Origin of the sequence: Flavobacterium sp. CAN_S2 (assembly GCF_015752255.1) — a bacterium.
GTDB lineage: Bacteria > Bacteroidota > Bacteroidia > Flavobacteriales > Flavobacteriaceae > Flavobacterium.
Genome location: NZ_JADOVA010000003.1, coordinates 430,812 through 443,120, shown reverse-complemented (window position 1 = coordinate 443,120; position 12,309 = coordinate 430,812). Strand labels below are relative to the sequence as shown.

Here is a 12,309-nt window from a genome sequence, read left to right as displayed (position 1 = left end):
AATGTTAAAGTTAGATTTGTGAATTTATTAAAAAAGTTAGATGCTGATTAATTGTTAATTATTATATTGCGGCACTAAAATTATTACCCAATAAAGAGTATGAAAGCAAACAGAATTATGGGCTTACAGTTGTTACTATCAATCATGCTGATTGTTGGTTTCTCCAGTTGCAGTAAAAAATCCAGTTCAAAGAACACTTCGAGAGCAACGGGTTGGAATATGGATAGTAAAAAAGGCTCAAGTAAGAAAAAGCAAGAAGCAGGACCCGGTTTGGTTTTTGTTGAAGGTGGTACATTTACTATGGGTAAAGTGCAAGACGATGTTATGCATGATTGGAACAATACGCCAACGCAACAGCACGTTCAGTCTTTTTACATGGATGAGACTGAGGTGACTAATTCTATGTATTTAGATTATTTAGATTGGTTGAAAAGCGTTTATCCACCTACAGAGGAAAATTATAAAAATATTTACGAAGGTGCTTCGCCAGATACATTAGTTTGGAGAAACAGATTGGGGTATAATGAGACAATGACTAATAATTACTTGAGACACCCGTCATATGCTGAATATCCGGTTGTTGGAGTAAATTGGATTCAAGCAGTTGAATTCAGTAATTGGAGAACTCAACGTGTGAATGAGGCGTTACTAGAAAAAAACGGATATCTTAAAAAGAATGCAAAAACACTTGATGTAACTGCAGAAAGTAATTTTGATACAGAAACCTATTTGAATTCACCTACTTCAGCGTATGGAGGAAATGAAGAAATTGTATTAAAAGGAGGAAAGGGAGCAAGAAAAACTCCAAAAGCGGGTAAAGATGGAACGGTTGCTGAACCAAAAAATGTCTATGCTCAACGTTCATCAGGAATTCTTCTTCCGGAATATAGACTTCCAACTGAGGCTGAATGGGAATATGCAGCTGCAGCAGATGTGGGACAAAGAGAATATAACATTTATAAAGGTCAGAAAAAATACCCTTGGTCAGGTGGCTACACACGTTCAGGGAAAAGACAAAGTCAAGGAGATCAATTGGCCAATTTCAAACAAGGAAACGGTGATTATGGTGGAATTGCGGGTTGGTCTGATGATGGAGCTGATATTACCAATGAGGTTAAAAAATATCCAGCAAATGATTTTGGATTGTATGATATGGCAGGAAACGTTGCAGAATGGGTACAGGATGTTTACAGACCTATCGTTGATAATGAAGCAAATGATTTTAACTATTTTAGAGGAAATCAATACACTAAAAACAAAATTGGTGCTGATGGAAAAGTAGAGATTGTTACTAAAGACAATATGAAGTATGATACTTTAAGTAATGGTAGAATTATTGCAAGAAACTTTCCAGGTCAGATTGCTCAAGTTCCAGTTGACGAGCAAGAAACTTATTTGAGACAGAATTTTGATAAAAGTAACAATATCAATTATAGAGATGGTGACAAACAATCTACTCGATATTATAATTTTGGAGAATCTGAATCAGATGATGAAAAAACGAAATCTGAGAAAACCATGTACAACTCTCCTAAACACAATGTCACTACTGACAGTTTAGGTAAAATGGTTAGGAAATACGATAGATCTAGCAAAAGAACTACATTGATTAATGATGAATCAAGAGTTTACAAAGGAGGTTCTTGGAGAGACAGAGCTTATTGGTTAGACCCTGCACAAAGAAGGTATTTTCCACAAGATATGGCTACGGATTATATCGGTTTTAGATGTGCTATGTCTAGAGTAGGTCCAAAAGCAGATAAGAAAAGATCAGCAAGAAATTAAATTTTTAATATATAATAAAAATAAAAGCCCTTTGATTAGGGCTTTTATTTTTTAAAATCGTTTCAAATGGATATTAATTACATTCATAGTTTGTTTTTGCAATGCAACTCAATTTCAATTGATACTCGTAAAATTGAGCCAAACTCTTTATTTGTTGCTATAAAAGGAGAACGTTTTGATGCTAACACTTTTGCAAAAGAAGCATTAGAAAAAGGTGCTGCGTACGTTATAATTGATAACGAAACATACTTTATTGATCAAAGAACTATTTTAGTTGAAGATAGTTTGATTGCACTACAGGAATTGGCAAAATTCCATCGGGATTATCTAAAATTACCTATAATTGCACTTACAGGAAGTAACGGAAAAACGACTACCAAAGAGCTTATTCAAGCTGTGCTTTCAAGAAAATTTAAAACAAAAGCAACCGTAGGAAACCTTAACAATCATATCGGGGTACCGTTGACATTGCTTTCTTTTACAGCAGAAACTGAAATAGGGATAGTTGAAATGGGAGCGAATCACAAAAAAGAAATTGAATTTCTGTGTGAGTTAGCTAAACCGGATTATGGTTACATCACTAATTTTGGCAAAGCTCATTTAGAGGGTTTTGGCGGAGTTGAAGGAGTGATTGAAGGTAAAAGCGAAATGTATAATTTCCTTTCGGCAAATGATAAACTTGCCTTTATTAATTTGGAAGACCCAATTCAAGTTGAAAAGTCAAAGTTGCTAAAGTCATATTCTTTTGGTATTGACAAAACAAATGCTGATGTCAATATCACTTCAATTAAAGCGAATCCGTTTGTGACAATCGGCTATTCAGATTTAGTTGTTCAATCTCATTTAATAGGGTTGTATAATGCGAATAACATCAACGCAGCTCTGACTATAGGAAAATATTTTGGAGTCACGGACAGTGAAATAAAATATGCTTTAGAAAGTTATATTCCTGAAAACAACAGATCACAATTAGTGAAAAAAGGTTCAAATCAGATTATTCTGGATGCTTATAATGCAAATCCCAGTAGTATGTTTGTAGCAATCGAGAATTTCCTCCAATTAGACAACGCTAATAAAGTAATGATTTTAGGAGATATGTTTGAGCTTGGAGACGAAAGTTTGCAAGAACATAAGGCAATTGTTGCCATGTTGTCAAAGGATGAAAATGTAAAGTGTTATTTTGTTGGATCCGCATTTTATGAAAGTAAAATTGAGAAGGATAATTTTTGGTTTTACAATACTTTTGAAAGTTTTTCAAATGATTTATCTGAAATGAAATTTGATAATAGTACTATTTTAATTAAAGGATCTCGTGGAATGGCGTTGGAGCGAACCTTGGAATTTATAGAGTAGTTAAGAAACAATTCAACCAGAAAAAATGCCATCACGATTTATTTTGATGGCATTTTTAGTTCTATTAAATACTCATTAGAAATCCTATAAGATTTTCTTTTTTGTTTAGCTCTAGTTTTTTTCTTAATCTATAACGTGCTAATTCTACTCCGCCACTGGAAATATTCATGATTTCGGCAATTTCTTTGGTAGACATATTCATCAATAAATAAGTTGATAAATCCAGCTCTCGTGGAGATATTGTTGGATACTTTTCTTTTAGTCTTTTTAGGAAGTCAAAATGGACATTTTTTATGTGTTTTTCCAAATCCTTCCAGCTTTTGTCTGCATTTACCTCCTTTGTAATGCTTTTATTCAATTTTGTAAATTGGAATTTAGTGGAATCATCAAAGGATTCTACATTGATGTCTTTTAATTTATAGATTATACCGTTCAGAATTTTGTTCTTTTTTACTACTTGCAAGGAGTTGTTGACTAATTCTTTGTCTTTTGCTAAAATCTTAATTTGCAACTTGTCATTTTTCAATTTTTCAATTTCCTTCTCTAATTCGTATTGTTCCTGTCTTATTTTGGATTCTTTTTCTAGATATAATCTTCGTTGTTCGATAGTTTCATAATATTTATTTTTCCGTATTTTCATTTTTATCCTGTTTCTAATAAAAAATATTGAAGCGACAATGATCAAAACGTAAAGTAAATAGGCTAAAAAATGCCGGTAAAATGGGGGTGAAACGGTAAAAGTGGCAAGAGTTTCTTCAGATTGGATTCCGTAACTGTTTCTAACCTTCAATTTCATTGTGTAATCACCTTCTTTAAGATTAGTATATTCTTTTATGGCGGCTGTGGACCAATTGCTCCATCGGTTATCGAATCCTTCCAGCTGATAGGAAAATTCTACGTTTTCTAGATTTTCATAAGTCGGGGAGGAGAAGGTAAATTTTACTTGATTTGAAGCGTACGGAATTTTAAGTTTTTCAATTTTGTTTTGCCCATTTCCTAAAAGCAAAGTGTCTCCGGGATAGGAAAAACTTCGAATAAATGCCTTAGGTTTAGTAACTAAATGATTAGATAGTTTAGTGTTATAATGGGCTAAACCATCATTTAAACCTATGAATATGTTCTCCGGATTTATATTGTTTATGGATAGATAATTGTTTACTAAATTCCCCGTTAAATTTGAAAATGGAGTTACTGTGTTTTTATATTTTCCATTCGGGCTTTTCATTAATACGCCCAATGATTCATTAAACAGGTACCAAATGTTACCGTATTTATCCTCTGACAAGGAATAAATTTTTGGAATTTCCTTAAATAATGCGCTCATTTTTTTATCTTCAAAAAACAAATCTTGTTCTTGGGAGTATTTATAAAAACGATTTTTTGTCTGAAAGTAAATAGTGTTTTTTATGCGCTGGATACTTCCAATTCCAGAAACTGAATTTGATAAATTCTGGTGTGTTTTAATTGATTTGAATTTTTTTAAATCTTCTGAAATTTTCATTTGATAGATTAATTCATCCTTTTTCAGCCATAAATTATTTTCATCTATTTCAAATGTATTGGCAGATTTATCAAAACCGTCAATTTGGTTTTTATATTCCAAGCTATTTGCTGTTTTTTCAAACACTGTGAAGCCGCTATAGGTAGAGCCAATAATATAATTTGGACGATTTGGAATTGTCTTAAACCCAAAATGACCTTTATTGTTTAGTGTTTTAACCACTTTTCCACCAGATATCAGTAAAGCACCTCTATTGTGCGCGCATATTAATTGGTTGTCAATCACCTGGATATTCCATGCTTGTCCAGTTGTTCCTTCTACAAGAGTAAATTTATTTTCTTTAATAGTGTTGTTCCAAGAATGATAGAAAAGACCTTGATTCGTCGCCACATAAAGATTTTCTTTATAAATAACAGAGGCGTAAACGGTACTTAAGCCAAAACTAAAACCAAAATAGGTAAATGGAGAATTTTCATTTATAAAGGCAATTCCGTTGTCCAATCCCAGCCATAGATTGTTCTTATTGTCAATGAATGAGGTAAGAACCGTGTTGTTTTGAAGTCCTTTTTGATGATTGATGTGTTGAATTATTTTGCCGTTTAAATCGCAAATAATGACACCGTCTAAAACAGAATTCAGCACGATGAACTTATCCTTTATTGTTACACCGCCTAAAGAACTATTCTTTTTAATGAAAATATTAGCTTCCGTATTCCATGAAGTCAGTTTTTCTCCGTCATACAAATACAATCCTTTGTCTAAAGTCGTAATGAGTATTTTATTTTCAGGCATAGGAAACATTCCCCAAATCTCGGTATTGTTTAATGCTGTTGAACCTTTCAAAGATTGCAATTGTACGTTTTCATATTTCATTATGCCTTTAGAAACATCCTGAAAATAAAGTTGGTTTTTCACTTGAAATGAAAATTGGAATCTATCAGGTGCTTCAAGTAATTTGAGATTATTTTTTTTGAAAATATAGGCTCTTGCAAAAGACTGGAAAATAACTTCATTGCCTTCAATGTGTATTTTCCAGATGAAGTCAATTGTTTTAATGTTTTCACGGTTTACCAATTTTGAAATGGAAAAATAAATTAGTTTTCCTTTTGAATCGGATTCGAAGTAGCCAAATTCATCATAACCACCAACAAATATTTTCCCGGAGTCACCAATTTTTAAACATCTAATAGCGGAAAAATTAGGCAAAGTGTATTTTCTCCAAGTTGAACCGTCAAATTGAAACAGGCCATTATTATTAGCAAAGTACATATTGCCATTTTTGTCTTGGTCAATATTCCAGTTTTGGGTGCCTCCTTTGTAATCTGTCCTTTTATAATTTCTAATTTCCGGTAAACCAATGTTTTTTACTTGTCCATAAGTTGCTAAAGAAGATAGAATCAGAAAAAATAGGATGTGAAGTTTAGAAAATTTCATGATTGAAGTCTATATATTTTGCTTTGATAATTGTTTATAAAACGATGATGAATAGTGTTTATAAATTCACAGCTACTGGGTTGTATTTTAATTAATTCTATAAATAAAGTGCAATATTTATTTATTTTATAAATGTAGTGGTTTTAATTTAAATTAACATTTAAATAACAATGATTATAAATATTTAAATTGTTTGTATACAGTAAGTTATGATTTATTTGATGTGTTTTTGTTAAGTAATAAAAAAGAGTTTGATGTGTTTTTGTAGTAAATAATTAAAATGAATATAGAAAAAATAGTGCTACTATTGCTTCAAATTACTAATTAATTAACCAAAATTTTTAGAAATATGAAATTTACAAAACTGTTTGTTTTTTGTCTTTTATCTATTCTATTCTCAGTTTACGCACAAGCACAAGATGTTACCGTAAACGGAAAAGTATATGATGAAAACGGACTTCCAATCCCAGGAGTCTCTATTTTAATTAAAGGAACATCGAAAGCTGTAGCAACTGATTTTGATGGAAATTATCAAATTGGTGTTGATGCTAAAGGTGCTTTAGAATTTAGCTATGTAGGATATACAACAATCAAAGAGCTAATTAATGGAAGGACTAAAATTGATGTTACACTAAAGCCTTCTACTGAAAGTCTACAAGAAGTAGTTGTTGTTGGTTATGGAACTCAAAAGAAAAGTGTTGTAACAGGAGCAATATCCAGCGTGAAAGCAAAAGATCTTGAGAAAGTTCCAAACGGACGAATTGAACAAGCATTGCAAGGAAGAGTTTCCGGTGTTACTATTGCTGCAAGCTCAGGTCAACCAGGTTCTGCATCTACAATACGTGTTAGAGGTGTAACTACTTTTGGCGAGGGCGGTAATAATCCTCTTTGGGTCGTTGATGGTGTTGTTGTTGATGGTGGCGGAATAGGATTCCTTAACCAATCTGATATCGAATCAATCGAAGTGTTGAAAGATGCTGCTTCTGCTGCAATTTACGGTACGCGTGCTGCGACTGGAGTAATTTTGGTAACAACCAAAAAAGGAAAATCAGGAAAAATTTCTGTTAACTACAATGGGTTTTCAGGTTTTTCTGCACCAGAAAAAACTTTAAATTTATTAAATGCAACTCAGTATGGTACTATCATGAACGAAAAGTCTGTTGCTGCAGGTGGAGCACCGGTATTTCCTAATGTAGCTTCTTTAGGAGTTGGTACGGACTGGCAAAACGCAATTTTTAATAGCAGTGCTTTTCGTTATTCTCATGAGTTAAGTATTAGTGGAGGAAATGATGTTTCTAATTTTTATGCTTCTTTTGGACTTCAAGACCAAGAAGGGATTGTTTCTACAGAAATATCAAACTTTACTAAAAAGAATTTCCGTTTGAACTCTACACATAAACTTTCTAAAGTTTTCACTTTTGGGCAAACGCTTGGTTTTTCAAGACAAAAATCAATTGGAATAGGGAATACTAATAGTGAATTTGGTGGACCATTAAGTTCTGCTATCAACTTAGATCCAACTACTCCTTTAGTAGAAACTGATCCTGCAAAAGCTAATGGCGCTCCTTATAATTCGAATCCTGTAATTCGTGACGGAAACGGAAATCCTTATGGAATTTCAAGTTTAGTAGGTCAAGAAATGACAAATCCTTTGGCGTATGCCAAAACTAGATTAGGAAGTTATAGCACTGCAGATGATATTGTAGGAAATACTTATTTAGAAGCGGCTATTACAAAACACATTAAAGTAAGATCAACTCTTGGAGCAAAATTGTCTACTTGGGGTGGACAGGGATTTACGCCAGTGTTCTATTTAAGTGCAACATCAAATGTGCTTAAAAATAACTACAGTAAAAATGAAAATAAGAGTTTTGCATGGAATATTGAAAATATATTGACTTACAATAACCAGTTTGGGAATCATAATGTTACCGTTTTATTAGGCCAAGGTTCTTATGTTGATAACATTGGTGGAGGCCTTGGTGCTACATTATTTGGTTTACCAGTGACTAATTACCGTGAAGCGTCTTTCAATTTTGATATTCCGCAATCAGACAGAAGTAGTTATACGTATGATGCTACAGAACATAAACTGACTTCTTTATTTTCACGTGTGAATTACGATTTCAAAGAGAAATATTTGTTTACGGGTATTATTCGTCGTGATGGTTCGAGTCGTTTTGGAGGAAACAATAAATTCGGAGTATTTCCATCGTTTAATTTAGGTTGGGTTTTGACCAAAGAAGATTTTTGGAAAGAAAGCAAAGTGCTGAATACATTTAAGATTAGAGGAGGTTATGGAATTGTAGGGAATGATGCTATTCCGGACTTTAGATATCTTTCGTTAGTTGAGGGTGGTTACAATTATTCTTTTGGTAATACTGGAGCCATAACTACAGGATATGCAAATCTTACTCTTGATAATCCAGATTTAAGATGGGAAGAAACTTCTCAGGCGAATGTAGGATTTGAATCGAAATTTTTTAATGATATCAGTTTAACTGTCGATTTATATAAAAAATCAACCAAAGGAATTTTACGTCCAATAAATATTCCGGGTTATGTGGGAGTTACTGCAAGTCCAATTGGGAATGTGGCCGACATGGATAATAAAGGGATTGAGGTTGAATTAGGGTACAAGAAGAATTTTGGAGATCTTAATTTTTCTGTAAATGGAAATGTTGCTTACTTAGAAAATAAAGTTACTTATGTAGCTGCTGATGCTGATTTTATTGCTGGTGACGCTTCTTTTCAATCAATGGGACAAGTGACAAGAACACAAGTAGGGCAGTCCTATAACTCATTTTACGGTTTTAAAACAGCCGGAATTTTTCAAAATCAAGCTGAAATTGCAGCCTACACAAATTCTTCAGGTGGTTTAATTCAACCGAATGCACGTCCGGGAGATTTCCGTTGGGTAGATACAAATGGGAATGGTTCGATTGGTGATGATGATAAACAATTCTTGGGGACAAATATTCCAAAATACACGTTTGGTTTAACCTTAAATTTTGATTATAAAAATTTCGATTTCATGGTCTTTTCACAAGGTGCAGCAGGAAATAAAATTTTCCAAGGCTTACGCCGATTGGATGTAGGAAATGCAAATTATCAAACAAGTGCATTGAACAGATGGACAGGCGAAGGGACTTCAAATGATTACCCAAGACTTACTAACAATGACACCAATAGCAATTTTGGAAGAATGTCTGATTTCTATCTTGAAAAAGGAGATTATTTGAGATTAAAATTAGTTCAATTCGGATATACATTACCGGTAAGTTCTGTGAGTAAAATAGGAGCAAGCAAAGTACGTTTTTATGTAACGGCTGAAAATCTATTGACTATTACGAAATATTCAGGATATGATCCAGAGATTGGTGGAGGAGTTTTTGGAATAGATAAAGGAATTTATCCACAAGCAAGAACATTTATGCTTGGAGCTAACGTACAATTTTAATACAATCAACAATTATGAAAACGATACAATTCAAATATTTATTTATTGCAGCTGCAATGATTTCCTTAAGTTCTTGTTCTGAGGAATTTGTGGAAGTAAAACCAGAAGGTTCTTTTCTTTCAGAAAATTATTATGCGAATCAAGATCAGGCTACAGCCGCTCTTGTGGGTGTTTATGATCCAATCAGGAAAAATTCTAGTGGTTTTGAAAACATGATTGCGATGATGAATTCTGGTTCAGATGATCATTTTGCTGGTGGCGGTGGTCCAACAGATGGAGCTGGAATCCAAGGTTTTTCAACACATACATTGACACCAACCATTATCCCAGGAAGTTTTTGGAATGATTATTATCAAGGTATTTTTAGAGCGAACACTTTATTGCTGAAATTACCGAATGTTGCCATGCCTGATGATATTAAAGCACGATTTACCGCTGAGTCTAAAGCATTACGTGCAATATATTATTTTGATTTAGTAAGATTGTTCAAAAATGTACCTTTACTATTAGATCCTTTGACGGCAACCAATATGTATAACGTTGAGCAAGCTGCTCCGGAAGCTGTTTATGCGCAAATTGAGAAAGATTTACTAGATGCAATCAATGTTTTGCCTACAACAGTTTCTGCGGAAACTGAATCTGGCCGACTTACTAAAGGCGCTGCGCAAGCTATGTTAGGTAAAGCGTATTTGTTTCAAGGAAAAAAGTCAGAAGCAGCGGCTATTTTGGCTCAGGTAAATGGAACTCCGGGAGCTACAAATCAATATGGGAATAAGCTTTTAAGTAATTTTAATGATTTATGGGTAGTATCCAATAAATTCAATACGGAATCTCTTATCGAAGTTTCTCACACGAGTGCTGGAAATTCGGATTGGGGTTTTTGGGGTTCTGGAAGAGACGAAGGGAATTCCTTGAACGTTATGGTAGGACCAAGAAGTTATTCAAGACCTGCAGGTTCTACAGCGCCTGATTTGCCATCAGGATGGTGTTTTAGTGTTATTACTCAAGATTTGTATGATGCTATAAAAGGGGATCCGCGATTTGGTGCTACTGTTTTTGACCTTAAAGCATTAAAAGCAGCTGGTAAAGCAAATTATATTGGTGGATATCAGGATACCGGATATTTCTTAAACAAATTTCTTCCACGTAAAGAAGATGTTCGTACAGGTGGAGGAGCAGCAGAATTAAATTATAAGCAAAACACTTATATTCTTAGATTGGCCGATTCTTATTTGATGGAGGCCGAAGCTTTAGGTTCAGGAGCCAGAGCGCAAGCTTTACTTGATGCAGTGAGAGCCAGAGTTGGTTTGCCTTCTATACCCGTTACACTTGCAGCCATTAAAAATGAAAGAAGAATGGAACTTGCCGGCGAAGGTCACCGATTTTTTGATTTGGTTCGTTGGGGTGATGCAGCTTCTAAATTAGCAAACAGAGGTTTTGATGCAGGTGTTGATGAAATTTTTCCAATTCCTGAAAGAGAATTACAAGGAACAAAATTGAAACAAAATCCAGGTTACAATTAATTAAAAAAGAATGCACGTTTCCATTCAGCAGAAATGCTGAATGCAGCAAAAAATAATATTTGTAAGCTCAGAACGCATTCCTGTTCTGAGCTTTATTTAGTATGCCGATTCCTTTAATTGAAGTTCAAAAAAAGAAATTTGTAGTTCTCAAAACGTAATGCTAAAGAATTTTTATTTTTTAGTCACTTAAATAATAAGGAGTTGGAATAGATTTATTGTTCTCTTTCACTAATTTTATTAGTATGTAAAAGGTGTGGAACAATCGCTTAGCAAATATTCTAATGGATAGTTGGGATTTTTAACACCAAATAATATGTTTTTTGTTTAGTTAGGTCTTCATTAAGAGCTTCTATTTGTAAGTTGGATAGAAGCTCAGATGGAGAATATTAATTTAAAATAGCATTATGAATCAGATAAATAAAATAATTGTTTCGGTATTAGTTCTGCTAATGGGCTTTTTTTCTAATGCGCAAACATTAAAAGTGATAACGTATAACATTCGCTTAGATGTTGAAAGTGATGGGGTCAATGCTTGGCGTTTTCGTAAAGATTATTTTTCTTCTCAAATTCAATTTTACAATCCTGATATTTTTGGAGTCCAAGAGGCAAAACCCAATCAGGTTATTGATATTTCAAAAGCACTTTTAGATTACAATAATGTTGGTATAGGAAGAGACGGAATTGGACAAGGAGAATCGTCTAATATTTTTTATAAAAAAGACAGATTTACGGTCAAAGAAAGCAATACGTTCTGGCTTTCTGAAACGCCAAATATAATTTCAAAAGGTTGGGACGCGGCCTACAATAGAGTTTGTACGTATGCGCTATTCAAGGATTTGAAAACAAAACAACTGTTTTGGGTTTTCAATACCCATTTGGATCACATTGGTGAACAAGCCAGAACCAAAGGAATTGAATTAATTCTTTCGAAAATAAAGGAACTAAATACAAAGAATTATCCAGTAATTCTGATGGGTGATTTAAACTCAGAGCCTCAAGAAGACAGAATAATACTGCTTAAAAAAGCAATGGATGATACCAGAGAAGTTTCGAAAGAGAAACCATTCGGTCCTTATGGAACCTTTAATAATTTTAAACACAACGAACCTGTAACTAAATTGATAGACTATATTTTTATTTCGAAGAATAGTATTTTGAAAGTAAAAAAATATGCCGTTTTGAGCGATTCAAAAGACTTGAAATATCCATCTGATCATTTACCGGTTTATGTTGAAATAAACTTTAAATAAAAT

At 33.4% G+C, this 12,309-nt stretch carries 6 protein-coding genes; 5 read left to right on the top strand and 1 reads right to left on the bottom strand.

Annotated elements, in window-relative coordinates:
* The first annotated feature begins 99 nt into the window (after positions 1–99).
* Together gldJ and IWX80_RS11790 are read left to right on the top strand one after the other, a co-directional pair.
* Complete coding sequence (gene gldJ / locus IWX80_RS11795) at positions 100–1,785, top strand: gliding motility lipoprotein GldJ (protein WP_113637956.1); 1,686 nt, start codon at positions 100–102, stop codon at positions 1,783–1,785.
* Positions 1,786–1,851: 66 nt separating this feature from the next.
* Positions 1,852–3,138 (top strand): UDP-N-acetylmuramoyl-tripeptide--D-alanyl-D-alanine ligase, encoded by a 1,287-nt coding sequence (locus tag IWX80_RS11790; protein ID WP_196853595.1) that lies wholly within the window; start codon positions 1,852–1,854, stop codon positions 3,136–3,138.
* A gap of 64 nt (positions 3,139–3,202) precedes the next feature.
* On the opposite strand, the gene IWX80_RS11785 is transcribed toward IWX80_RS11790, so the two are convergent.
* Entirely contained in the window at positions 3,203–6,073 is a 2,871-nt protein-coding gene (locus tag IWX80_RS11785; RefSeq protein ID WP_196853594.1) for a helix-turn-helix and ligand-binding sensor domain-containing protein, read from the bottom strand.
* 349 nt (positions 6,074–6,422) lie between these two features.
* Between IWX80_RS11785 and IWX80_RS11780 the strand changes: the two genes are divergently transcribed.
* The 3 genes from IWX80_RS11780 (at position 6,423) to IWX80_RS11770 (ending at position 12,306) form a co-directional block, all read left to right on the top strand.
* Positions 6,423–9,533 (top strand): SusC/RagA family TonB-linked outer membrane protein, encoded by a 3,111-nt coding sequence (locus IWX80_RS11780; protein WP_196853593.1) that lies wholly within the window; start codon positions 6,423–6,425, stop codon positions 9,531–9,533.
* Positions 9,534–9,547: 14 nt separating this feature from the next.
* Complete coding sequence (locus tag IWX80_RS11775; protein WP_196853592.1) at positions 9,548–11,056, top strand: RagB/SusD family nutrient uptake outer membrane protein; 1,509 nt, start codon at positions 9,548–9,550, stop codon at positions 11,054–11,056.
* Between the two features lie 404 nt (positions 11,057–11,460).
* Entirely contained in the window at positions 11,461–12,306 is an 846-nt protein-coding gene (locus tag IWX80_RS11770; RefSeq protein ID WP_196853591.1) for an endonuclease/exonuclease/phosphatase family protein, read from the top strand.
* The last annotated feature ends 3 nt before the right edge of the window (positions 12,307–12,309 follow it).

Excerpts from the sequence above, each read along its gene's own strand:
- IWX80_RS11770 (WP_196853591.1), top strand. The coding sequence starts at position 11,461 with ATGAATCAGATAAATAAAATAATTGTTTCGGTATTAGTTCTGCTAATG.
- IWX80_RS11780 (WP_196853593.1), top strand. The coding sequence starts at position 6,423 with ATGAAATTTACAAAACTGTTTGTTTTTTGTCTTTTATCTATTCTATTC.
- IWX80_RS11785 (WP_196853594.1), bottom strand. The coding sequence starts at position 6,073 with ATGAAATTTTCTAAACTTCACATCCTATTTTTTCTGATTCTATCTTCT.
- IWX80_RS11790 (WP_196853595.1), top strand. The coding sequence starts at position 1,852 with ATGGATATTAATTACATTCATAGTTTGTTTTTGCAATGCAACTCAATT.
- gldJ (WP_113637956.1), top strand. The coding sequence starts at position 100 with ATGAAAGCAAACAGAATTATGGGCTTACAGTTGTTACTATCAATCATG.
- IWX80_RS11775 (WP_196853592.1), top strand. The coding sequence starts at position 9,548 with ATGAAAACGATACAATTCAAATATTTATTTATTGCAGCTGCAATGATT.